The organism is Stenotrophomonas sp. STEN225 (genome assembly GCF_056756445.1).
In genome coordinates this window covers 26,293-49,016 of record NZ_JBRRBV010000007.1, presented here as the reverse complement: position 1 = coordinate 49,016, position 22,724 = coordinate 26,293, and the positions used below count along the sequence as shown (strand labels likewise).

Genomic DNA, 22,724 nt, shown 5'->3' with positions numbered 1-22,724 from the left:
GCAGTAGATCCCCGCCCTGAGTGGATGCGGGGAGTCGTGTGATCAGCGTGTCGGGCTCTGCTCTTCTTTCCGCGCCGGCTCCGGCGGCGGCAGCTGCTCTTCGGCAGCCCGTTCGTTGCCGGGCAGGGTAGGACGGGTTTCCATCAGCAGCGACAACGCAGCCTTGGCCATCATGTGCGCGCTGATCGGCGCGGTGATGAACAGGAAGACGGTGATCAGCAGCTCGCGCGGCTGCGGATCCTGGCCGAGGAAGATGTGGTAGCAGACCGAACACACCAGCACGCAGCCCACGCCCAGCGTGCTGGCCTTGGTCGGCGCATGCAGCCGCTTGAAGAAGGTCGACAGCTTCACCAGGCCCAGCGCACCGACCAGGATGAAGAAGCAGCCGAACAGCAGCAGGACCGACAGGCCGATCTGGATCGCGGTGATCATTCGACGATGTCCCGGCGCAGCACGAACTTGCTCAGCACCACGGTGCTGCCGAAGCCGAGCATGGCGATCACCAGTGCGGCCTCGAAGTAGATCGGCGAGTTGAGGTACATGCCGAACAGCATCAGTTCGGCGATGGCAGTCACTGAAAGTGTGTCGAGGGCGAGGATGCGGTCAGGCACGCTCGGGCCGCGCAGCAGGCGCCAGGTCGCCAGCAGCATGGCCAGTCCGACCACGTGCATGCATACCACCAGGGTGGTCTGGATGACTTCAAAACCGGTCATGGGAAGATCTCCATCAACGGGGCTTCGTAACGTTGCTTGATCGTGTCGATCAGCGCCTGTGGATCCTCCAGGTGCAGCACGTGCACCAGCAGGAACCTGCGGTCGTCGCTGAGTGCCGCCGACACCGTACCCGGGGTCAGGGTGATCATGCTGGTCAGCGCGGCGATGCCGTGGATGTTGGCGATGTCCAGCGGCAGCCAGATGAAGCCCGGATGGATGTTCTTCTCCGGGCCGAGCACCTGCAGGGCCACCCGGATGTTGGACATCAGGATGTCCCACAGGGTGACGCACAGCAGCTTCGGTACCGGGCGCAACGTACCGATGCGGGCGAACTCGCGATCCAGGCGCGCGGCGAACAGCGGCACGACCACGCCCAGCACAAGGCCCAGCAGGATCTGGCCAAGGTTGAAGCTGTCGGACATCAGCAGCCAGAACGCCACCACCATCATGCTCAGTGCGGGCGACGGTACCAGGCGGCGGAACAGGGGGCGTTGCGCGGTCATGGCTGGCGGATCTCCGGTGTGGTCGCGCGCAACTGCTGCACGTACTCGCCCGGCTGCAGCAGCTGGGCGGCGGTGGCGTCGGTATGGCGCATCAGCGGGGCGGCGGCCAGGGTCATGCCGATGCCGTAGGCCAGCAGGATGCAGGCAGCGAACAGCTCGACCCTGCGCAGCTTGGCCTTGCGGGGCGGCGGCGCGTCCGGCTCGGGCAGCGGCACGCGCCAGAACAGGCGGATGCCTCCTCGGGTCAGGCCCATGATGACCAGCAGGCTGCTGACCAGCACGGCCGTCCATACCGCGCCGGTGTACTGCGCCGGCATCCCGGCCAGCAGGGCGGCCTTGGCCAGGAAGCCCGACAGCGGCGGAAGTCCGGCGACCGACACGGCGCCGATCAGGAACAGTACCGCCGGCGTTTCCTTGCCCGGCATCGGTGCGATCACTTCCTTGCGGTCGCTGGCACCGCCGCGTCGGCGTCGGATCAGGTCGGCCACCAGGAACAGCGCGGCAGCGACGAAACTGCTGTGTGGCAGATAGTACAGACCGGCGGAGAGCACCTTCGGCGTGCCCACCGAGAAGGCAATGAACAGGGTCGCGGCCGAGACGATCACCAGGTAGGAGATCAGCACGCGCAGGCGCGCGGCGGCCAGCGCGCCCAAGCCGCCCAGTACCAGCGTGGCCACGCCGGCCCACAGCAGCCAGTCGCGTCCGTATCCGGCCATCGCGCCGGCGTCCTCGCCGAACCACAGCATCTGCACGCGCAGCACGGCGTACAGGCCGACCTTGGTCATGATCGCAAACAGCGCAGCGACCGCAGCAGGTGCGCGCGCGTACGATTCGGGCAGCCAAAGGTACAGCGGCATCAGGGCGGCCTTGGCGCAGAACACCAGCAGCAGCAGGCCCATCGTGGCCTTCACCAGGGTCAGCTGTGCCGGCGGAACCTCGGCGATGCGCTGCGACAGCTCCGCCATGTTCAACGAGCCGAGCGAGGCGTACAGCAGGCCGAGTGCGATCAGGAACAGCGTCGATGCGGTGACATTGAACACCACGTAGTGCAGGCCGATGCGCATGCGCAGGCCACGGCCGCCGCTCAGCAGCAGGCCGTAGGAAGCGATCAGCATCACCTCGAAGAACACGAACAGGTTGAAGATGTCGCCGGTGAGGAACGCACCGTTGAGGCCGACCAGCTGGAACTGGAACAGCGCATGGAAGTGCGGCGCGCGCCGGTCCCAGCCCGAGCAGGCATGCAGCAGGCAGGGGATGGCCAGCAGCAGGGTGGTCAGCAGCATCCACGCCGACAGCCGGTCGGCCACCAGCGCGATGCCCAGGCGCGAGGGCCAGTCACCCAGCAGGTAGACGCGGATGTCACCGCCTGCCGTATCGGCGAACAGCAGCCCGACCACCACGGCCAGGGCCGCCAGTGCCGTCCAGGCCACGGTCCGCTGTACCTTCGGACCATAGCGGCGATGCTCGACGAACAGTGACAGTGCGGCGCCGAGCAGGGGAACCAGGATCGGCAGGATCACCAGATGGTTCATGCGCGGTCCTCGCCCTGGCGCGGCGGCGCATCGTCATCGGGCTCGTGCGCGTCCACGTGGTCGCTGTGGTTGTCGCTGCGGCTGCGCATGGCCAGCACGATGCTCACTGCGGTCATCGCGAAGGCGATCACGATGGCCGTCAGTACCAGCGCCTGTGGCAACGGGTCGGTGTAGTTGCCCAGGTGGCTTTCGACGCCTTCCTGCAGCACCGGTGCCTTGCCCTGCACCAGGCGCCCACCGGCAAAGATCAGCAGGTTGGTGGCGTAGGACAGGAAGGTCATGCCAAGGATCACGTCGAAGCTGCGCGCCCGCAGCAGCAGGTACACGCCGATGGCGGTCAGCACGCCGATCGCGGTGGCCAGGGCCAGTTCCATCAGTGCATCTCCCCGGTGCGGGCCGAACGGCGTTGCAGATCGATCTCGCCCTTGCGGGCGGTGCGGGTTCGAGAGGGCTTGACCGTGCCCATCATCGACAGCATCAGCATGGCGCCACCGAACACCACCAGGTACACGCCGATGTCGAAGCCGATCGCGCTGGCCAGCGGCACGTCGCCGATCAGCGGCAGGTGCAGGTCGAGGTGCCCGCTGGTCAGGAACGGCACGCCGAACAGCATCGAAGCACTGCCACTGAGCAGGGCGATCAGCAGGCCGGTACCGATGCACCGGATGTAGTCGAAGCCGAAGCGCGACTCCACCGATGCCGTACCCTGGATCACGTACTGGATCAGCAGCGGCACCGCCAGTACCAGGCCGGCGATGAACCCGCCGCCCGGGGCGTTGTGACCGCGCAGGAACAGGAAGATGGAGACCGTCAGCGTCAGCGGGAACATGATCTGCGCCAGGTCGGCCGGTACCGGCAGCTTGATCGGCGGCCCGGGCATGATCTGCTCCGGGGCCATCCGCGTGCGGCGCAGCAGCGCGTGCACCACCAGCGCGGCGATGCCGAACACGGTGATCTCGCCGAAGGTATCAAAGCCGCGGAAGTCGACCAGGATCACGTTGACCACGTTCTGGCCATACGCTTCGGGCAGGGCACGCGCCACCAGCTCACCGGCCATGGTGTTCGGCGGCAGGGTCATCGCGGTATAGGCCAGCGCGCCGAGACCGGAACCGGCGATGACCGCGATCAGCGCGTCGCGGCGCTTGCGCCAGCGCGGCCGCTCCGGTCCGGACTGCGCGGGCAGATAGTTCATCCCCAGCAGCATCAGGACCAGGGTCACCATCTCCACCAGCAGCTGGGTCAGTGCCAGATCCGGTGCCGACAGGAACACGAAGGTCAGCGCCACCATCAGGCCGACGCCGCCCACCAGCAGCACCGCCAGCAGGCGCTGCTTGTACACACGCAGCGTGGCGATCGCGCAGCCCATCATCACCAGCCACAACGCCCAGCCCAGCAGTGGAATCGGCTGCGGCGCGGTCCAGTTCGGGGACGCCGGGTTCGCCACGAACGGCGCGGCGGCCACCACGATCGCGACCAGCACCAGGCCCAGCAGCATCCGCTGCAGGCTGCCGTTGGCAATGCCGTTGGTCAGACGCATGGCCAGTGCGGAAACCGCATCCAGCTGCGCATGGAACACGTTGCGGCCGGTGGTGGTATTGGTCACGGCGTGCAGGTTGATCAGCTTGCGCAGGCCGAAGTACAGGGCGATACCGCCCACCACGCCGATCGCGCTCATCGCCAGCGGCAGGTTGAAGCCATGCCATACCGACAGGCTGTACTCGGGCATGGCGCTGCCGAGGATGGAGGCGGCAGCGGCATGCAGGACCGGCGCCACCGTCAGCGCGGGCGCGATGCCGACTGCCACGCAGACCACCACCAGCAGTTCCACCGGTACCTTCATCCAGCGCGGCGGTTCATGGGGAACGCGGTCCAGCCCGTGCGGGCCGGGGCCGAAGAAGGTGTCGTGCACGAAGCGCAGGCTGTAGGCCACGCCGAACACGCCGGCCAGCAACGCCGCGATCGACACCGCCATGCGCATGGTCTCGGTGCCGCCGGCGCTGATCGCCTCGGCGAACAGCATTTCCTTGGACAGGAAGCCGTTGAGCAGCGGAATGCCGGCCATGGCCAGCGAGGCGATGATCGCCAGTGCGCTGGTGAAGGGCATCAGTTTCCGCAGTCCGCCCAGCTTGCGCATGTCGCGGGTGCCGGTCTCATGGTCGATGATGCCGGCGGCCATGAACAGCGAGGCCTTGAAGGTGGCGTGGTTGAGGATGTGGAACACGCCGGCGACCACCGCCATCGGCGTGGACAGGCCGAACAGCAGGGTGATCAGGCCCAGGTGGGAGATCGTCGAATACGCCAGCAGCCCTTTCAGGTCGTGCTGGAAGATCGCGTTCCAGGCGCCGATCAGCAGGGTCAGCGCGCCGATGCCGCTCACCGTATAGAAGAACAGGTCGCTGCCGGCCAGTGCCGGATGCAGGCGCGCCAGCAGGAACACGCCTGCTTTGACCATGGTGGCCGAGTGCAGGTAGGCCGAGACCGGTGTCGGCGCCGCCATCGCATGCGGCAACCAGAAATGGAACGGGAACTGCGCGCTTTTGGTGAAGATGCCGGCCAGCACCAGGAACAGGGCATAGGGATACAGCGCGCTGGCGCGGATCTGTTCACCGGCCGCCAGCACCACATCCAGGTCGAAGCTGCCGACGATGCGCCCGATCAGCAGCACGCCACCGAGCAGGGCCAGCCCGCCGCCGCCGGTGATCACCAGCGCCATGCGTGCGCCCTCGCGCGCATCCTGGCGATGCGACCAGAAGCCGATCAGCAGGAACGAGCTGATGCTGGTCATTTCCCAGAAGATCATCAGCAACAGCAGGTTGCCCGACAGCACCATGCCGAGCATGGCGCCCATGAACAGCAGCAGGTAGCAGTAGAAGCGGTGGGCGTTGTCCTGCGCACTGAGGTAGTACCGCGCGTACAGCACCACCAGCGCGCCGATGCCCAGCACCAGGCCGGCAAACATCCAGGCCAGGCCGTCCAGCCGCAGATGGAAGTCCAGGCCGATCTGCGGCAGCCAGGGCAGCAGGGAGCGGACGATCTGGCCGTCGAGCACCGCCGGGGTGAGCCAGCCGAGAATGGCCAAGCCGCCCAACGGCGCCAGCGCCGCCAGCCAGGCAGCAGTCGAGCGCGAACTACGGGGGAAGGCCGCAACAGCCGCTGCCATCAGGAACGGCAGGGCCAGCAGCAGAGGCAGGCTGGGGAGCATGCAGGGAATCCATGATTCACGAGCAGGTCAGTGAGGATAACAGGCTGCGAAATGTCGCCGAAAGCCATCGAACGGCGATCAATTGCCTGTAACGTTCGCTGATTCATTTTTTTTGCAGTGCAGCATCTACTCCGCGGTGCCGGCCAGGGGCCGCACCCTACGCCCGCGCACGGCGACCGCAGGCCCTGTCGCACAGGGGCTGCCGCTGCGACAGACGCCCCGGCAGAGGGGCAGAGCGTGCAGGCTGGCAGGCCGGCGGTGGACCGCAGGTGAGGAAACCCGCCCGTTCAGGAAGCGAGGGTGACGCTCGCCCGGAGGCGTGTCAGTAACGCCAGTCGAGCCTGCGATAGAGCTTGGCCATCACCCAGGCCGGGCCGATCAGCAGGTAAGTCAGGTCGGTCAGGAAGCTGGGCTTGCGGCCCTCGAACTTGTGCCCGATGAACTGCGCGATCCAGGCCACGACGAACACCGTCACCGCCAGCCAGAACAGGTTGTGCAGGCCGATCTCGGCCTCCAGCAGGCGGCACAGGCAGCCGAACACGAAGAACTGGATGAGCATGCCGATGCCCAGCGGACGCGACAGCTTGTTGTAGAAGCACCAGGCACTGAACATCGCGAACGCCGACCAGATGCCGTACTGGAACCAGGTGATCAGGGGGGGCAGGCACCACAGCAGGGCCACGGCCGACCACAGGATGGCCGGTACCGCGACCACGTGGATGCGCTGGTTGATCGTATTGCGGTGATCGTCGGAGTAGCTGGCGAAGTAGCGGTCGATCGGCCGCGCGAGCTCGGTGGTGGTCTGCATGCTTCTTCGCTTCCTCCGGTGAGGCCGACAGCATACTCCCGGGCGCCTTCGCACAGCGCCACCCTGGGCGCTGCCGGGCACGACGCCCCCGGTCGCTGCGACCGGGGGGCGCAGGGGATCAGTCGACGCTGATCCCGGCCAAACGCTGCAGCGCCTCGGCGTACTTGGCGCGGGTGCGCTCGATGATCTCCGCCGGGATGTTCGGGCCCGGGGCGGTCTTGCCCCAGTCCAGCGTCTCCAGGTAATCGCGCACGAACTGCTTGTCGTAGCTGGGCGGGCTGGTGCCCACTTCGTACTCGTCGGCCGGCCAGTAACGCGATGAATCCGGCGTCAGCATCTCGTCCATGATGTACAGGCGGCCGTCGGCATCGGTGCCGAACTCGAACTTGGTGTCGGCCAGGATGATGCCGCGCTCGCGGGCGTAATCGGCGGCGAACTTGTAGATGCGCAGGGTGGCATCGCGCACGCGCTCGGCCAGTTCGGCGCCGACCTGCCGCACCATCGCATCGAAATCGATGTTCTCGTCATGGTCGCCCACCGCGGCCTTGGTCGAGGGGGTAAAGATCGGTTCGGGCAGCTGCTCGGCCTGGCGCAGCCCATCGGGCAGGTCGATGCCGCTGACCTTGCCGGTGCGCTGGTAGTCCTTCCAGCCGCTGCCGATCAGGTAGCCGCGGGCGATCGCTTCCACCGGCACCGGCTTCAGCTTGCGGGTGACCACGGCGCGCCGGGCGTACAGCGCCGGGTCCACGCCTTCAGGCAGCACGCTGGCCACGTCGATGCCGGTCAGGTGATTGGGCATCAGGTGCGCGGTCTTGGCGAACCAGAAATTGGAGACCTGGCAGAGCATTTCGCCCTTGCCCGGGATCGGGTCGGGCAGCACCACGTCGAACGCCGACAGGCGATCGGTGGCGACCATCAGCAGGTAGTCGCCCGGCGGGGTCCCTGCAGGCAGCCGCTCGCGCGGGATATCGAACACATCACGCACCTTGCCGCGGTGGCGCAAGGGCAGGCCGGGGAGATCGGATTGCAACAGCGTGGTTGGCACGGGCACTCCTGGGGCGTTGTCGATACGGCTGCCCAACGGACCCGGCGGGCCCGCTGACCAGCGGGCGGCCTAGTGTAAAGCCGTCCGGGCCCGCTGTGACGTAAAATGAGCGTCCATTTCGTCGGTCGACCCCGGAGCGCCATGCGCTGGTACGGAAAACTGCTCGGATTCATCGCCGGCGCCCTGCTGTTCCGGCCCAATCCGCTGTTCGGCGCGGTGGTCGGCCTGCTGATCGGCCATGCCTTTGATTCGGATTGGTTCCGCCTGAACAAGGAGAACCCGTACCGGGAGCTGGGGCTGACCTCCGAGGCCACCGATGCCGAGGTCGAGCGCGCCTACCGCAAGCTGATCTCGCAGTACCACCCGGACAAGCTTGGCGGCGCCGCCCCCGAGCTGCAGCAGCAGGCCGAGCAGAAGTCGCGGCGCATCAACGCCGCCTACGACCGCATCAAGACCCTGCGCAAGCGCTGACCCCTTTCCCCTCGTTGCAAGGCCCGGCCATGTCCCACTGCCTCATCGCCCCCTCCATCCTGTCCGCCGATTTCGCCCGCCTCGGCGAGGAAGTCGACAACGTCCTGGCCGCCGGTGCGGACTGGGTCCACTTCGACGTGATGGACAACCATTACGTACCCAACCTGACCATCGGCCCGATGGTCTGCCAGGCACTGCGCAAGCACGGCGTGACCGCGCCGATCGACGTGCACCTGATGGTCGAGCCGGTGGACCGCATCATCCCGGACTTCGCCGAAGCCGGTGCCACCTACATCAGCTTCCATCCGGAGGCCAGCCGCCACGTGCACCGCACGATCCAGCTGATCCGTTCGCTGGGCTGCAAGCCGGGCATCGTGCTGAACCCGGCCACGCCGGTGGACATCCTCGACTGGGTGCTGGATGACCTGGACCTGGTGCTGCTGATGTCGGTCAACCCGGGATTCGGCGGCCAGGCCTTCATTCCTTCGGCGCTGGACAAGCTGCGCGTGGTCCGCCAGAAGATCGATGCCAGCGGCAAGGACATCCGCCTGGAAATCGACGGTGGCGTGAAGGCCGACAACATCGGCGAGATCGCGGCTGCGGGCGCCGACACCTTCGTCGCCGGCTCGGCCATCTTCAATGCCAAGACCCCTTACCAGGATGTGATCGCGCAGATGCGCGCCAACGTCGCTGCGGCGCGAGGCTGAGGCATGAGCACGGTGGCCGTGTTGAACATCCGCCCGGCCACTGCCGCCGACGCGGGCCTGATCCTGCGCTTCATCCGTGAGCTGGCCATCTATGAGCGGGCCGAGCATTCGGTGCAGACCGACGAGATCGGCATCGCCGAAAGCCTGTTCGGTCCCGACGCAACCGCCCGCGCGCTGATCTGTGAAGCCGATGGCGAGGCCATCGGCTATGCGGTGTATTTCTACAACTACTCCACCTGGCTGGGCCGCAAGGGCATCTACCTGGAAGACCTGTATGTCAGCCCGCAGCAGCGAGGCGCGGGCGCTGGCAAGGCGCTGCTGAAATACATCGCGCGGCAGGCGGTCGCCGAAGGCTGCGGTCGCTTCGAATGGTCGGTGCTGGACTGGAACACGCCGGCCATCGAGTTCTACACCGCGGCGGGCGCGAAACCGCAGGATGAGTGGACTGTATACCGGCTCGACGGCGACGCACTGAAGGCGTTTGCGGGAAGCCGGTAGCGCCGACCGGTGGCCGGCCAGCAGAAAGTCATCATCCCGCGTTGTGATTCCTTACGTAGGCAGGTCCGACGGCGCAGGATGCGCAGAGCAGAGAACTCCTAGTTTTCAAGCTGGATTTTCCTGATTCCTTGGAAAGGCCGTCGGTGCCACTGTAGCGGCACACCGGCATGCAACTCATCAAACGGATGATTGTCGAATGCTGGTTTGCTGGACTATCAGGAGACGTGGCGTGAGGGAAATCACTTTCGAAGAAATGCGCAGCGTGTCCGGTGGCGCAGGTGTTTCTGCAGAAACCATCGGTTGCGCTGTTGGAGGCGCCCTCGGCTCACGAGGCGGCGCATTGGGGAGCGCCGCAGGCTGTATTGCGGGCGCTTACATTGCAAACAACTGGGGCAGCGGTGGCGGCATCAGGATCGGACCAGCACAGGCACTGGCAATCCTGACGATGGCTCGCTGATTCCCCGTCAGTCCAGTAACCACGACGTGTCCCGGCTGAAGAGCGCGTATGAACATCATCTGCTGTCTTCTTGTCGCCGCGTCGGTGTTGCTGGCATCCGCGGTGTTGTCGCCGATCGTCTCCGAGGGATCGCTCGTCTGGTATCTGGCTGCCGTTGCAGGCTTGGTCACTTTCCTGTGTCGCGCGATTCATCGGAGAACGGGTAACAAGAGGTAGCCCGAAATGTCGGGGTCGCCTCTCACACTGATCGTGGATGGCCGATGCCCCAGCGGTTGACCGGGCTGAAGCAGGAAGGCCGCACTCCTGCGAGTGCGGCCCTGGAAGCTGTCGGAGGCTGATCCTGCCTCCATCCGTCGTCCCTGCTATGGCCTTCCATTCTCCGGGAGCTGAATGACACGCATGTGACATTCACTGCCGGCAAACGGTGCGTTGCTAGCCTGTGCCACCCCACACCGGAATCCCCGCATGACCGCACCGCGCTGGCGCCTGATCCTCAACGGCAAGTCCGCAGGCAATGACGAGCTGCGCGACGCGGTGCGCCATTGGCGGGAGCGGGGCGTGCAGCTGGAGGTACGTGTCACCTGGGAAGAAGGTGACGCCGAGCGTTACGTGGCCGAGGCCATCGACCACGGGGTAGACGTGATCGTGGCGGCAGGCGGCGACGGCACGCTCAGTGCGGTGGCCGAAACGCTGGCCCACCGCGATGAATCCGCCGATGCCCTGCCTTCGCTGGCATTGGTCCCGATGGGCACGGCCAATGACTTCGCCACCTCGGCGAACCTTCCGACCGAGCCGGAGGCCGCGCTCGCACTGATCGGGCAGACCACGGCACTTGCCATCGATCTGCTGCGCGTGGATGCCGACGGCACGCCCTGGTGGTGCGCCAACCTGGCCAGTGGCGGTTTCGGCACGCAGGTCACCGTGGAAACCGATGCCGGCCTGAAGAAGATGCTCGGTGGCCTGGCCTACGTGATCACCGGCATCGCCAAGCTGGGGCGGATAGAGCCGATTACCGCGCGTCTGCACGGTCCGGACTTCGCCTGGGAAGGCGGCTTCATCGCGCTGGGGATCGGCAACGGCCGGCAGGCCGGTGGTGGCCAGCAGCTGTGCCCACAGGCACTGATCGATGACGGCCTGCTGGATGTCACCGTCGTACCCGAACTGGAGGGGGAGGTGGCGTCGACGCTGGGGCAGATGCTGACCGGTGGCAAGGAAGCGGCGCTGGAACGGGTGGCCACCCGCGTCCGGCTGCCCTGGCTGCAGCTCGAGTCGGCGCAGCCACTGACCCTGAACCTGGACGGTGAGCCCGTGCAGGCGCGACGGTTCCGCATCGACTGCGTGGCTGGCCGGGTGCGTATGCATCTGCCGGCCGATTGCCCGCTGCTGGCCACGTAAGGTGGCTGCCACGCCTGGCGCTGCGGGGTTCCACTCCCGTCCAAGCTGCGATACAGTCAAGGGGTGTCCAGCCTGACGACCCCGCATACCCTTTCTTCCGCACGCCGTTGGTGGCGATGGTGGCCCGTTGCCGTCGTCCGCCCCCATAACGCTGTGTCCCGGAAGGAAAGTCGTCTTGAACTCGCACGCTCAGTTTCAGCTGCAGGCCGCTGAAGGCCACACCCACATTCCCGTTGTCCGCGAAGTGCTGTCCGACCTGGACACGCCGCTTTCGGTCTATCTGAAGCTCGCCGACGGCCCCAATACCTACCTGTTTGAATCCGTCGAAGGCGGCGAACGCTTTGGTCGTTACTCGATCATTGGCCTGCCGGCGCGCCGCGTGTATGCCTTCCATGGCCATACGCTGACCGTGCGCGAAGACGGCCAGGTGGTGGAAACCCGCGAGGTGGCCGACCCGTTTGCCGAAGTCGAGGCGCTGCGCAGCGCCCACTCGGTGCCGAAGCTGGAGGGCCTGCCGGGCTTCACCGGTGGCCTGGTCGGCTGGTTCGGTTTCGAGTGCATCGGCTATATCGAGCCGCGCCTGGCACCGCCGGCCGGCCGCGATGAACTGGGCACGCCGGACATCCTGCTGCTGCACTCCAACGAGCTGGCGGTATTCGACAATCTCAAGGGCCGCCTGTACCTGATCGTGCACGCGGACCCGCGCGTCGACGGCGCGTTCGAGCAGGCGCAGGCGCGCCTGGATGCGCTCACCGCAAAGCTGCGTGCACCGGGTGCCGGTTATCCCGCACCGCTCAACAGCGATGTGCTGGATGAATCCGATTTCGTCTCCGGTTTCACCCGCGATGGCTTCGTCGATGCGGTCCAGCGCAGCAAGGAATACATCCGCGCCGGCGACATCTTCCAGGTGGTGCTCAGCCAGCGCCTGAGCGTGCCGTTCAACGCACGCCCGGTGGACGTGTACCGCGCGCTGCGCGCATTGAACCCGTCGCCGTACATGTATTTCCTGGATGTCGGCGACCTGCAGGTGGTTGGCTCCTCGCCGGAAATCCTGGTGCGCCTGCAGGACGGCGAAGTCACCGTACGCCCGATCGCCGGCACGCGTCCGCGCGGCGCCACCGTCGAGCAGGACCTGGCGCTGGAAGCCGAGTTGCTGGCCGATCCGAAGGAACGCGCCGAGCACCTGATGCTGATCGATCTCGGCCGCAACGATGCCGGTCGCGTATCAAAGGCCGGCACGGTGGAAGTGGGCGAGCAGTTCGTGATCGAACGCTACAGCCACGTCATGCACATCGTCAGCGAGGTGACCGGGCAGCTGCAGCCGGGCCTGAGCTATGCCGACGTGCTGCGCGCCACCTTCCCGGCCGGCACCGTCAGCGGCGCACCGAAGATCCGCGCGCTGGAAGTGATCCGCGAACTGGAGCCGATCAAGCGCAATGTGTACGCCGGCAGCATCGGCTACATCGGTTGGCACGGCGATGCCGATACCGCGATCGCGATCCGCACCGCGGTGATCAAGGACGGCCGCCTGTACGTGCAGGCTGGCGCCGGCATCGTCTACGACTCGGACCCGGACAAGGAATGGGACGAGACGATGAACAAGGGCCGCGCGCTGTTCCGCGCCGTCGCCCAGGCTGCCAAGGGCCTGTAAGGCACTCCGTGCCGTGGCCTGCGCTGCGGCACCCTCCGCTGTACCTGACCCTCTCCCTGTGCGGCACCGACGTGTACGCCCACTCCCGATAAGCGACGGAACCCGACCATGTTGTGGATGATCGACAACTACGACAGCTTCACCTACAACCTCGTGCAGTACCTGCAGACGCTGGGTGCCGAGGTGAAGGTGGTGCGCAACGATGCAATGAGCGTGGATGAGATCGCCGCGCAGAAGCCCGAACGCATCGTCATCTCGCCGGGCCCGTGCACGCCCAACGAGGCGGGTGTGTCGCTGGAACTGATCCAGCGCCTCGGTCCGACCACGCCGATCCTTGGAGTGTGCCTGGGCCACCAGGGCATCGGCCAGGTCTACGGCGGCACGGTGATCCGCGCGGGCAACATCATGCACGGCAAGACTTCGCCGATCCGCCATGAAGGCAAGGGCGTCTTCGCCGGCCTGCCGGACCGCTACCAGGCCACCCGTTACCACTCGCTGGTGGTGGACAAGAACAGCCTGCCCGATGTGCTGGAAGTGACCGCCTGGACGGAGAACGACGACGGCTCGATCGAAGAGATCATGGGCCTGCGCCATCGCCACTTCCCGGTGGAAGGCGTGCAGTTCCACCCCGAATCCATCCTCACCGAACACGGCCACGCCCTGCTGCGCAATTTCCTGCAGCGACCGGCCGCCTGAGTCCAAGGAGCAATCCCGATGAGCTTCTCCCCCCAGGAAGCCCTGCACCGCACCATCGAGCACCGCGAGATCTTCTTCGACGAGATGGTCGACCTGATGCGGCAGATCATGCGTGGCGATGTTTCGCCGATGATGACGGCAGCCATCCTCACCGGCCTGCGCGTGAAGAAGGAGACCGTGGACGAAATCGCCGCGGCGGCCACCGTGATGCGTGAATTCGCCCGGCCGGTGCCGGTGGCCGATACCTCCAACCTGGTCGATATCGTCGGCACGGGGGGCGATGGTTCGCATACCTTCAACATCTCCACCTGCGCGATGTTCGTCGCGGCGGCTGCCGGCGCGCGCGTGGCCAAGCATGGCAACCGCAGCGTGTCGTCCAAGTCCGGCAGCGCCGACGCGCTGGAGGCACTGGGCGCGGTGATCGAGCTGCAGCCGGAGCAGGTGGCCGCGGCCATCGAGCGGACCGGGATCGGTTTCATGTTCGCGCCGATCCACCACCCGTCGATGAAGGTGGTGGCGCCGGTGCGCCGCGAGATGGGCGTGCGCACCATCTTCAACATCCTCGGCCCGCTCACCAATCCGGCCAGCGCACCGTCGGTGCTGATGGGCGTGTTCCACCCCGATCTGGTGGGCATCCAGGCGCGCGTGCTGCGCGAGCTGGGCACCGAGCGCGCCATGGTGGTCTGGGGCCGCGACAACATGGACGAGATCTCGCTGGGCGCCGGCACCCTGGTCGGCGAATTGCGCGACGGCAAGGTGCGCGAGTACGAGATCCACCCGGAGGACTTCGGCATCGCCATGTCGGCCAGCCGCAACCTGCGCGTGGATGGCCCGGAGCAGTCCATTGCCCTGCTGCGCGCGGTGCTGGACAACGAGCCCGGCCCGGCGCTGGACATCGTCGCGCTCAATGCCGGCGCCGCGCTGTACGTGGCCGGCGTGGCCAGTGACATCGGTGACGGCCTGGCCCGTGCCCGCGCCGCCATCGCCAATGGCAGCGCCCGCCAGCGCCTGCAGCAGTATGTTGAGACCACCCGCGCGCTGGTTGCCTGAGCGCGTGGTTCAGCCTGACCCCGTCGATGGCCGATAATGGCCGTCCTCACCGCCCCCGCACCGAACCGAAGACGATGAGCGACATCCTGCAGACGATCCTGGCCCGCAAGGCCGAAGAAGTAGCCCAGCGCCGCGCCCAGCGCCCGCTCGAGGAGCTGCAGGCCGCCCTGGCCGGCGCCCCGCCGGTGCGTGGTTTCGTGCGTGCGCTGCAGGCCGCCGTGGCCAACGGCGACCCCGCGGTGATCGCCGAAGTGAAGAAGGCCAGCCCCTCCAAAGGCGTGATCCGCCCGGATTTCCGCCCGGCCGACATCGCGGTCAGCTACGAGTTCGGTGGTGCCAGCTGCCTGTCGGTGCTGACCGACGTGGATTTCTTCCAGGGCGCCGACGCCTACCTGCAGCAGGCCCGCGAGGCCTGCACGCTGCCGGTGCTGCGCAAGGACTTCGTGATCGATGCCTACCAGGTGTACGAGGCGCGCGTGCTGGGCGCTGACTGCATCCTGCTGATCGTGGCGGCGCTGGACGATACCCAGCTGGCCACGCTGTCGGAACTGGCACTGTCGCTGGGCATGGACGTGCTGGTGGAAGTGCACGACATCGACGAGCTGGAGCGTGCGCTGCAGGTGCCGGCGCCGATGATCGGCATCAACAACCGCAACCTGCGCACCTTCGAGGTCTCGCTGCAGACCACCCTGGACATGCGCCTGGCCGTGCCGCGCGACCGCCTGCTGGTGACCGAGAGCGGCATCCTCGGGCCCCAGGACGTGGCGCTGATGCGTGATGCCGGCATCCACGCGTTCCTGGTCGGCGAGGCCTTCATGCGCGTGGAAGAGCCGGGCGAGGGCCTGCGTCAGCTATTCTTCGCGGCATGAAAACGCATTACCCGACGCCACGCGCGGATGCGCCGCTGGTGGTCTTCGACTTCGATCACACCCTGTACGACGGTGATTCGGGCACGCACCTGTTCGCCTCGCTGATCAAGCGCAACCCGTTGCGCATGCTCGCGGCGCTGCTGGTCACCCCGATTGCCGGGCCGATGGTGGCGATGCTGCCGACCCGCCGTGCCGGCATTTCGATCTACGTGTGGATCGGCAGCTTCGGCCTGCATCGTGCGCGCGAGTTCAACCGGGTGATCGACGCCTACGTGATCAGGAACGAGGCGCAGATGCGCGCCAAGCTGCTGCCGCAGGCGCTGGAGGTGTTCGCCGCGCACCGTGCAAAGGGGGATCGCGTGGTGGTGGCCACGGGCGCCCCGCCCGAACTGGCCCGCGCGATCCTGGCCTTCGTTGCGCACCAGGACGTGCCGGTCATCGGCACGGAGGTCGGGCCGCGCCTGGGAGGGGTGGGGCCGACCCGTCACTGCCACAACGAAGAGAAGATGCGCATGCTGCGTGAACGTGGCTATGGCGACATCGACATTGCCTACTCCGACAGCACTGCGGATCTGCCGCTGCTGCTGGCGGCGAAGGCGCCGGTAGTGGTCAACCCGAAGCCGGGCAAGGTGGCGTTCTTCCGCAGCGTACTGCCGGCGGGCACCCGCATCCTCAACTGGGGCTGCGTCGACCGCGGCGGCGACAAGGCCTGATCCACCGGGCCCGCCGGGCATGGCCCGGTGCTACCCCTTGCCGCCCGATGGCGCCGTGCCATTGCACGCCATCCCGCAGCGCGGGGCCATGCCCGGCGAATCCGCAAGCCATCCGGTCGCGCCGGGCCATGCCCGGCGAGCGCGGAGCGCGGTCAGCGCGCCAGGTACCCGGTCACCGCGTGGCCGATCTGGAACAGGCTGATGCCCAGTACCAGCACGCCAACCGCGACCAGTACCCAGCGTTCCTTGACCCGCTTGACCAGGATCGCGGCCACCGGCGCGGCCATCATGCCGCCGATCAGCAGCCCGGCGACGATCTGCAGGTGCTGCACCCCCATCGACAGCAGGAAGGTGGCCGAGATGGTCAGGGTGACCACGAACTCGGCTGCGTTGACAGTGCCGATCGTGGTACGGGCCTGGCCGCCACGCGCCAGCAGGGTGGACGTGGCGATCGGGCCCCAGCCACCGCCGCCGCTGGCGTCCAGAAGGCCGGCGAAGAAGCCCAGAACCGGCACGCGGCGGATCTCGCCGCTGGGCATCCAGCGCCCGGCAGCACGGGCCAGGATGACGATGGCAAGCACCAGCAGGTACAGGTAGATCAACGGGCGAATGAAATCGCCGGGCAGTTGGGCGAGTACATAGGCACCGATCGCACCCCCGATCGCGCCGGGCAGTGCCAGGCGCACGAACAGGCGCTTATCGACATTGCCAGCCGCAAGATGCGACACACCGGAGGCGCCGGTGGTGAACACTTCGGCGGTGTGGATGCTGGCGCTGACCTGGGCCGGCGGCAATCCCATGCTCAGCATCACCGACGAGGAGACCAGGCCGAAGGCCATGCCCAGCGCGCCATCGACGAGCTGCGCACCGAGGCCGATGAGAATGAACCACCAGAATTCGCTGCTCAGTTCCATGCACCGAGCCTAGCGCGCGAAGGAGTGCGGACCAAGGTCCGCACCCACCGGGTGCTCAACGTTCAACGGGTGCCGTAAAGCACCACGGTCTTGCCGCGGGCATGCAGCAGCCCGTCGGTCTGCAGCTTCTTCAGCACGCGGCCGGCCATCTCACGCGAGCAGCCGACCAGGCGCGCCAGTTCCTGCCGCGAGACGCGCAGCTGGCTGCCCTGCGGGTGGCTCATCGCCTCCGGCTCCTGGGCCAGATCGTGCAGGGTGCGCACGATGCGGTCGGTGACGTCCAGGAACGCCAGGCGGCTGGCCTTGCGGCTGGTGTCGAGCAGACGCTTGGAGATCTGCTGGCCCAGCGCGTACAGCAGGCGCGGGGCGTCGGCCGACAGCGGGCCAAGGAACAGCTGATGCAGGCGCTCGTAGCTGATCTCGGCCAGCTCGCAGGCGGTGCGGGTCCGCAGGATCACTTCGCGGCGGTCCGATTCCACGAACAGGCCCATCTCGCCGACGAACTCGCCGGCACCGAAGTAGCCCAGCACCAGCTCACGATCGTCATCTTCCTCGGCCATGATCGAAACCGAGCCGCTGATGACGTAATACAGGGTTCCCGCCGGGTCTCCTGGTCGGAAGACGTCGGTCCGGGTGGGATATCGCCGCCTGTGGCTGTGCGCCAGGAAACGATCGATTGTTGCGATATCCAGGGCCAGTGGACTGCTAGCTAGGCGCACGGTTGACACGATAGGGGCGCTCCCTCTGCGCATGAACGGATTCACGGGGTCGATAGCGGAGCTTAACCAGCGCAATTGTTAAGGGCAAACAGTGTGCCAGAACTCTTGCGTCTTCACGTTCCCCCCGGGGGCGGTTTGCCCCATAATTCACCCTTTCTCTTCTTACACAGGAATCGACCGCCGTGGTCAAGCCGTTGCCTCGCCTGAGGTTGCAGGGTTTCAACAACCTCACCAAGGCGCTGAGCTTCAACATCTATGACGTGTGTTACGCGCGCACCGAAGAGGAGCGTCAGCGTTACATTGAATACATCGATGAAGAGTACAACGCCGACAGGCTGACTCAAATCTTGACCGATGTCGCCGAGATCATCGGCGCCAACATCCTGAACGTGGCCCGCCAGGACTACGATCCGCAGGGTGCCTCGGTGACCATCCTGATCTCCGAAGAGCCGGTGATCGACAAGAAGCTGGCGGGCAAGGAGCTGATCTCCGACGCCGTGGTCGCGCACATGGACAAGAGCCACATCACCGTCCATACCTACCCGGAAACCCATCCGCAGGAAGGCATCGCGACGTTCCGCGCGGACATCGACGTGGCCACCTGTGGCGTCATTTCGCCGCTGAAGGCCCTGAACTACCTGATCGAGAGCCTGGAATCGGACATCGTGATCATGGACTACCGCGTCCGTGGCTTCACCCGCGATGTGAAGGGCAAGAAGCACTTCATCGATCACAAGATCAATTCGATCCAGAACTTCCTGGCCAAGAACATCAAGTCGCGTTACGAGATGTTCGACGTCAACGTCTACCAGGAGAACATCTTCCACACGAAGATGCACCTGAAGGACTTCGACCTGGATCAGTACCTGTTCGAGGAAAAGGCCAGGAACCTGTCGTTCAAGGAACGCATGAAGATCGAGGCGCTGCTCAAGCGCGAGATCGAAGAGCTGTTCCACGGTCGCAACCTGTCCGAGTAACACCCCTGTGCGATGCCGGCAGGCATCGTCACCCAGGCGGGACGACCCGCCCCGTGGAACCTGCGTGCTGCGCAATTCATAGTTCCACGGCGATGTACCGACCTACGGCCCGGTGTGAAGACACCGGGCCGTTTCGTTTTTCAACCACTAGGTAAGGACCCCCACCCATGCCCTGGATCTACCTGCTGCTGGCCGGCCTGTTCGAGATCGGCTTCGCGCTTGGAATGAAGTACTCCGAAGGCTTCAGCAAGCCACTGCCCACGGCCGCCACGGTCGTTTCCGCGCTGATCAGCCTGTACCTGATGAGCCAGGCCATGAAGAGCATTCCGGTCGGCACGGCCTATGCCATCTGGACCGGCATCGGGGCCATGGGCGTGGCAGTGCTGGGCATCTACCTGTTCAACGACAGTGCTTCACCGGCCCGCCTGGCCTGCGTGGGCCTGATCGTCGCCGGTGTGATCGGCCTGAAGCTGGTGTCGCCGAACTGAGCCGGCGCCGAGGCGTCCGATGCCGCGTAGCCGGCAGCGCCGGGCCATGCGCGGCGGCCGTTCAGAGGCGGTACGCGATGGTCTTCATCACCTTCGAGGCCAGCGCCATCGCCCCCGGAATCGGGAAGGGCAGGCGGCGGGCGCCGGCCTGCTCGGCATGGTCCGCATGCCGGGCCTCGTCCTGCTTCATCACTTCGATGACCGCGCGGCTGCGCAGGTCGGCGGCCGGGAGATCGACCAGATGCTCATCCAGGTGGGCCTCGACCTGGCGTTCGGTCTCGACCACAAAACCCAGGTTCCAGCCATCACCGCGCAGCCCGGCCAGGGTGCCGATGGTGTAACTGCCTGCGTACCAGAGCGGGTTGAACAGGCTCGGCCGGCTGTCCAGTTCGGCCAGGCGGGTGGCACACCACGCCAGGTGGTCGGTTTCCTCCTGCGCTGCCTCCAGCAGATGCTCGCGGGTGGCCGGGTCGCGGGCGACGGCGGCCTGGCCGAAATACAGGCCCTGCGCGCAGACCTCGCCGACGTGGTTGATCCGCATCAGCCCGGCCGCATGGCGGCGCTGGCGGGCGTCCATGCCCGGCTCGTCGGTGTCCACCGCCGGATAGGGGCGGCTGGCCGGCGGGTTGCCGAACACCGTGTCCAGGGCGCGCTGGGCTTCGGTCAGCAGGTGGTCCAGCGGGGTGGTCTGGCGGAGCACGGTCATGGCGATACGGTGGGGCGGGAGACCCGCCGATTCTCGCCCGCGCCCGCGCCCCTGCCAACCCGGGACAGGGGGCGGCTTGCGCCGGGGCCTGGACCTGCGTACAATCCCGCCTCTTGCGCTTCACCTTTCACAACGCGTGGCAGAGTTCCGGCGAGTCCTTCGCCGCAATGAGCCCGACCTAACCTAGAGTTCTTCATGAGCACTTTCACTGCCAAGAACGAGACCGTCCAGCGCGACTGGTACCTCGTCGACGCCGAGGGCAAGACCCTGGGCCGTCTCGCCACCGAGCTGGCCCGCCGTCTGCGTGGCAAGCACAAGCCGGTCTACACCCCGCACGTTGATACCGGCGACTACCTGGTCGTCATCAATGCAGAAAAGATTGCCGTCACCGGCAAGAAGCTGCAGGACAAGATGTATCACCGTTTCACCGGTTACATCGGCAACCTGAAGACCGAGTCCCTGGCCCAGGCGCTGGAGCGCCACCCGGAGCGCGTGATCGAGATCGCCGTGAAGGGCATGCTGCCGAAGGGCCCGCTGGGTCGCCAGATGTACCGCAAGCTCAAGGTCTACGCCGGCACTGAGCATCCGCACGCCGCACAGCAGCCGCAGGTTCTGGATATCTAATCATGGCTATCACTCAAAACTACGGCACTGGCCGCCGCAAGTCCTCCACCGCTCGCGTGTTCCTGCGCAAGGGTTCGGGCAACATCACCGTCAATGGCCGTCCGCTGGACGAGTTCTTCGGTCGTGAGACCGCGCGCATGATCGTGCGCCAGCCGCTCGAGCTGACCAAGAACACCGAAAGCTTCGACATCCTGGTCACCGCCACCGGCGGCGGCACCACCGGCCAGGCCGGTGCGATCCGTCTGGGCATCGCCCGTGCGCTGGTCGAGTATGACGAAACCCTGAAGTCCGAGCTGCGCAAGGCTGGCTTCATGACCCGTGACGCCCGTGAAGTCGAGCGTAAGAAGGTCGGTCTGCACAAGGCCCGTCGCGCCACCCAGTTCTCCAAGCGCTGATCCACTGCGCCTGGCTGGGCTCCTCCGGGAGCCCGCTGGTTGGAAAAAGCAGAAGCCCGGCTTTGGCCGGGCTTTTGCCGTTTCGGGGTTGTGCATTGGAGAGAGTGGGGTCAGGGCCCATTCCTGCGAACAACCGGGGTTCTCTCTGGAGGGGAGCCCCCGCGGAGCCCAGAAAACGCAGAAGGCCAGATCTTTCGATCTGGCCTTCTGCGTTTAATTTGGCTGCCCCGGATGGATTCGAACCACCGAATGCCTGAGTCAGAGTCAGGTGCCTTACCGCTTGGCGACGGGGCAATGTATCGTGTAACTATTTTCTCACTTTTCACGCTGAAAAACAACTTCAGCATGGTGGCTATGGGTGGACTCGAACCACCGACCCCAGCATTATGAGTGCTGTGCTCTAACCGGCTGAGCTACATAGCCTTGGTGAGCCCGCTATTCTGCTGATACGCCGTGGGACTGTCAACACATTTGTGCCGCGCTTGTCGCCTGACAGGCGGCGTGGGATAGTCCTGACCAGTAGATTTTTTTAGGAGTCCGCATCGTGATCGATCCGGACGGCTATCGACCGAACGTCGGCATCGTGCTGATGCGGCAGGACGGGCAGGTGTTCTGGGCACGACGCGTGCGCCGGGATGGCTGGCAGTTCCCGCAGGGTGGGATGAACACCGACGAGACGCCCGTCGAGGCCATGTATCGCGAACTGCAGGAAGAGACCGGCCTGCTGCCAGAGCACGTGGAAGTGCTGGGGGCAACGCCCGGCTGGCTGCGCTACAAGCTGCCGGCGCGGGCTGTCCGCCGCAATGAACGGCAGGTCTGCATCGGCCAGAAGCAGGTCTGGTTCCTGCTGCGCCTGACCGGTGACGAATCCCATGTGTGCCTGGACCATACCGATTCGCCGGAGTTCGATCACTGGCGCTGGGTGGATTTCTGGTATCCGGTAGAGCATGTGGTGATGTTCAAGCGCGGCGTCTACGCGCGCGCGCTGCGACACCTGGCGCCGTTGGCGCGCGGGGTGGCGGGGCAGGGCGTCACTGCCATGCCGAAGAGCGCAGCGGAAGCGTGGATGCCCGGCAACACCGCGGGCCACGACCGTCCGCGCAAGCGGCCGCGCAGCAGGGGCTACTGGCCCAAAAAGGCGCAGGAAGGGCCGACGAGCTGACCGCCTGAACGGTATCGAGAATGGTTCAGGTCTCTGATTGACAACCATTCTCGTTTCCATTGGAATAGCGACCAGGCCGCTTCTGGCCTGTCAGCCCGGTTCCCGCCTGTGTACGTCTGCATCTGCAACGGAGTCACCGACCACCAGATCCGCGAAGCCGCCAGCCATGGCGTGACGTCGGTGGCCGAGCTGACCATGCGCACCGGATGCGGCGCTACCTGCGGGTCCTGTCTGGACATGGCCGGCGAGCTGCTGGCCAAGGCACGTGCCACCCACGATCTGCCGCTGCCGGTACTCGGTCTGGCCCAGGTCGCCTGACTGTCTTTTCCGCGGTGCGTTGATACCGCGCCTGCGCATCCCTCACGTGCGGCCGCACAGGCCAATGCGCACGATTCGCGTTCCTTCACGACCGCACGCAAGGCGGTAAAG

General features: G+C 66.2%; 27 protein-coding genes and 2 tRNA genes. 16 read left to right on the top strand and 13 right to left on the bottom strand.

The features are described 5' to 3' along the window. Window positions 1-42 precede the first annotated feature (42 nt). The 8 genes from ACVOJ1_RS08930 to ACVOJ1_RS08895 all read right to left on the bottom strand — a co-directional run bounded on the left by ACVOJ1_RS08930 (window position 43) and on the right by ACVOJ1_RS08895 (window position 7,803). Window positions 43-432 (bottom strand): Na+/H+ antiporter subunit G, encoded by a 390-nt coding sequence (locus ACVOJ1_RS08930; RefSeq protein ID WP_053515546.1) that lies wholly within the window; start codon window positions 430-432, stop codon window positions 43-45. Beyond that, window positions 429-713, bottom strand: a complete 285-nt coding sequence (locus tag ACVOJ1_RS08925; protein ID WP_053515548.1) for a K+/H+ antiporter subunit F — start codon at window positions 711-713, stop codon at window positions 429-431. Before ACVOJ1_RS08925 ends, ACVOJ1_RS08930 begins: the two co-directional genes overlap by 4 nt. Then, window positions 710-1,216 carry a Na+/H+ antiporter subunit E gene (locus ACVOJ1_RS08920; protein ID WP_180875583.1) on the bottom strand — a complete coding sequence of 169 codons (507 nt, stop codon included), beginning with the start codon at window positions 1,214-1,216 and terminating at the stop codon, window positions 710-712. Before ACVOJ1_RS08920 ends, ACVOJ1_RS08925 begins: the two co-directional genes overlap by 4 nt. Beyond that, complete coding sequence (locus ACVOJ1_RS08915; RefSeq protein WP_053515551.1) at window positions 1,213-2,748, bottom strand: monovalent cation/H+ antiporter subunit D; 1,536 nt, start codon at window positions 2,746-2,748, stop codon at window positions 1,213-1,215. The genes ACVOJ1_RS08920 and ACVOJ1_RS08915 overlap by 4 nt, the downstream gene beginning before the upstream one ends. After that, a complete protein-coding gene (locus tag ACVOJ1_RS08910; protein ID WP_053515553.1) occupies window positions 2,745-3,122 on the bottom strand; it encodes a Na+/H+ antiporter subunit C in 378 nt (125 codons plus the stop codon). The genes ACVOJ1_RS08915 and ACVOJ1_RS08910 overlap by 4 nt, the downstream gene beginning before the upstream one ends. Next, window positions 3,122-5,950 (bottom strand): monovalent cation/H+ antiporter subunit A, encoded by a 2,829-nt coding sequence (locus ACVOJ1_RS08905; RefSeq protein WP_346480338.1) that lies wholly within the window; start codon window positions 5,948-5,950, stop codon window positions 3,122-3,124. The genes ACVOJ1_RS08910 and ACVOJ1_RS08905 overlap by 1 nt, the downstream gene beginning before the upstream one ends. A gap of 322 nt (window positions 5,951-6,272) precedes the next feature. Further along, window positions 6,273-6,758, bottom strand: coding sequence for an Mpo1 family 2-hydroxy fatty acid dioxygenase (locus ACVOJ1_RS08900; RefSeq protein ID WP_053515557.1), 486 nt, complete (start codon window positions 6,756-6,758; stop codon window positions 6,273-6,275). 118 nt (window positions 6,759-6,876) lie between these two features. Next, window positions 6,877-7,803, bottom strand: coding sequence for a phosphoribosylaminoimidazolesuccinocarboxamide synthase (locus ACVOJ1_RS08895; protein WP_053515559.1), 927 nt, complete (start codon window positions 7,801-7,803; stop codon window positions 6,877-6,879). Window positions 7,804-7,944: 141 nt separating this feature from the next. On the opposite strand from ACVOJ1_RS08895, the gene ACVOJ1_RS08890 reads away from it, so the two are divergent. The 10 genes from ACVOJ1_RS08890 (at window position 7,945) to ACVOJ1_RS08845 (ending at window position 16,310) form a co-directional block, all read left to right on the top strand. After that, window positions 7,945-8,274: a J domain-containing protein gene (locus ACVOJ1_RS08890; protein ID WP_005411327.1), complete on the top strand. Its 330-nt coding sequence runs from the start codon at window positions 7,945-7,947 to the stop codon at window positions 8,272-8,274. A 29-nt stretch (window positions 8,275-8,303) separates the two neighbouring features. Continuing rightward, window positions 8,304-8,981, top strand: a complete 678-nt coding sequence (gene rpe, locus ACVOJ1_RS08885) for a ribulose-phosphate 3-epimerase (RefSeq protein ID WP_065174373.1) — start codon at window positions 8,304-8,306, stop codon at window positions 8,979-8,981. 12 nt (window positions 8,982-8,993) lie between these two features. Continuing rightward, entirely contained in the window at window positions 8,994-9,479 is a 486-nt protein-coding gene (locus ACVOJ1_RS08880; RefSeq protein ID WP_053515753.1) for a GNAT family N-acetyltransferase, read from the top strand. Between the two features lie 229 nt (window positions 9,480-9,708). Further along, window positions 9,709-9,936 (top strand): hypothetical protein, encoded by a 228-nt coding sequence (locus tag ACVOJ1_RS08875; RefSeq protein WP_146256251.1) that lies wholly within the window; start codon window positions 9,709-9,711, stop codon window positions 9,934-9,936. Window positions 9,937-10,401: 465 nt separating this feature from the next. Next, on the top strand, window positions 10,402-11,331 hold the full coding sequence (gene yegS / locus ACVOJ1_RS08870; protein ID WP_065181528.1) for a lipid kinase YegS: 930 nt from the start codon (window positions 10,402-10,404) through the stop codon (window positions 11,329-11,331). Window positions 11,332-11,506: 175 nt separating this feature from the next. Beyond that, a complete protein-coding gene (gene trpE, locus ACVOJ1_RS08865; RefSeq protein WP_053515567.1) occupies window positions 11,507-12,982 on the top strand; it encodes an anthranilate synthase component I in 1,476 nt (491 codons plus the stop codon). 108 nt (window positions 12,983-13,090) lie between these two features. Further along, window positions 13,091-13,678, top strand: coding sequence for an anthranilate synthase component II (locus ACVOJ1_RS08860; RefSeq protein ID WP_074900025.1), 588 nt, complete (start codon window positions 13,091-13,093; stop codon window positions 13,676-13,678). Between the two features lie 18 nt (window positions 13,679-13,696). After that, window positions 13,697-14,728 carry an anthranilate phosphoribosyltransferase gene (trpD, locus tag ACVOJ1_RS08855; RefSeq protein WP_065174377.1) on the top strand — a complete coding sequence of 344 codons (1,032 nt, stop codon included), beginning with the start codon at window positions 13,697-13,699 and terminating at the stop codon, window positions 14,726-14,728. 74 nt (window positions 14,729-14,802) lie between these two features. Continuing rightward, the gene (trpC, locus tag ACVOJ1_RS08850; protein WP_065174378.1) at window positions 14,803-15,597 is read left to right on the top strand and encodes an indole-3-glycerol phosphate synthase TrpC; all 795 of its coding nucleotides are present in this window, start codon (window positions 14,803-14,805) and stop codon (window positions 15,595-15,597) included. Then, window positions 15,594-16,310, top strand: coding sequence for a haloacid dehalogenase-like hydrolase (locus ACVOJ1_RS08845; protein ID WP_053515578.1), 717 nt, complete (start codon window positions 15,594-15,596; stop codon window positions 16,308-16,310). Before trpC ends, ACVOJ1_RS08845 begins: the two co-directional genes overlap by 4 nt. 152 nt (window positions 16,311-16,462) lie before the next feature. Here the strand turns inward: ACVOJ1_RS08845 and ACVOJ1_RS08840 are convergent, their stop codons facing one another. After that, window positions 16,463-17,224: a sulfite exporter TauE/SafE family protein gene (locus ACVOJ1_RS08840; protein WP_065181533.1), complete on the bottom strand. Its 762-nt coding sequence runs from the start codon at window positions 17,222-17,224 to the stop codon at window positions 16,463-16,465. 62 nt (window positions 17,225-17,286) lie between these two features. Beyond that, window positions 17,287-17,976: a cAMP-activated global transcriptional regulator CRP gene (gene crp / locus ACVOJ1_RS08835; RefSeq protein ID WP_010482649.1), complete on the bottom strand. Its 690-nt coding sequence runs from the start codon at window positions 17,974-17,976 to the stop codon at window positions 17,287-17,289. Window positions 17,977-18,125: 149 nt separating this feature from the next. Here crp and speD point away from each other — a divergent pair, with 149 nt between their 5' ends. Then, the gene (gene speD, locus ACVOJ1_RS08830; RefSeq protein WP_019661504.1) at window positions 18,126-18,920 is read left to right on the top strand and encodes an adenosylmethionine decarboxylase; all 795 of its coding nucleotides are present in this window, start codon (window positions 18,126-18,128) and stop codon (window positions 18,918-18,920) included. 167 nt (window positions 18,921-19,087) lie between these two features. Beyond that, complete coding sequence (locus tag ACVOJ1_RS08825; protein ID WP_005411314.1) at window positions 19,088-19,408, top strand: DMT family transporter; 321 nt, start codon at window positions 19,088-19,090, stop codon at window positions 19,406-19,408. A 61-nt stretch (window positions 19,409-19,469) separates the two neighbouring features. On the opposite strand, the gene coq7 is transcribed toward ACVOJ1_RS08825, so the two are convergent. Then, entirely contained in the window at window positions 19,470-20,114 is a 645-nt protein-coding gene (gene coq7, locus ACVOJ1_RS08820; RefSeq protein ID WP_053515583.1) for a 2-polyprenyl-3-methyl-6-methoxy-1,4-benzoquinone monooxygenase, read from the bottom strand. Between the two features lie 195 nt (window positions 20,115-20,309). On the opposite strand from coq7, the gene rplM reads away from it, so the two are divergent. Further along, the gene (gene rplM, locus ACVOJ1_RS08815) at window positions 20,310-20,738 is read left to right on the top strand and encodes a 50S ribosomal protein L13 (protein ID WP_005414692.1); all 429 of its coding nucleotides are present in this window, start codon (window positions 20,310-20,312) and stop codon (window positions 20,736-20,738) included. Window positions 20,739-20,740: 2 nt separating this feature from the next. Further along, window positions 20,741-21,133 (top strand): 30S ribosomal protein S9, encoded by a 393-nt coding sequence (gene rpsI / locus ACVOJ1_RS08810; protein WP_053515585.1) that lies wholly within the window; start codon window positions 20,741-20,743, stop codon window positions 21,131-21,133. 219 nt (window positions 21,134-21,352) lie between these two features. Here the strand turns inward: rpsI and ACVOJ1_RS08805 are convergent. Continuing rightward, window positions 21,353-21,427: transfer RNA gene (locus ACVOJ1_RS08805), tRNA-Gln, on the bottom strand. Window positions 21,428-21,479: 52 nt separating this feature from the next. After that, window positions 21,480-21,556, bottom strand: a tRNA-Met gene (locus ACVOJ1_RS08800). 121 nt (window positions 21,557-21,677) lie between these two features. On the opposite strand from ACVOJ1_RS08800, the gene ACVOJ1_RS08795 reads away from it, so the two are divergent. Further along, the gene (locus ACVOJ1_RS08795; protein WP_053515586.1) at window positions 21,678-22,295 is read left to right on the top strand and encodes an RNA pyrophosphohydrolase; all 618 of its coding nucleotides are present in this window, start codon (window positions 21,678-21,680) and stop codon (window positions 22,293-22,295) included. A 108-nt stretch (window positions 22,296-22,403) separates the two neighbouring features. Then, window positions 22,404-22,613, top strand: coding sequence for a (2Fe-2S)-binding protein (locus ACVOJ1_RS08790; RefSeq protein ID WP_032951724.1), 210 nt, complete (start codon window positions 22,404-22,406; stop codon window positions 22,611-22,613). The last annotated feature ends 111 nt before the right edge of the window (window positions 22,614-22,724 follow it).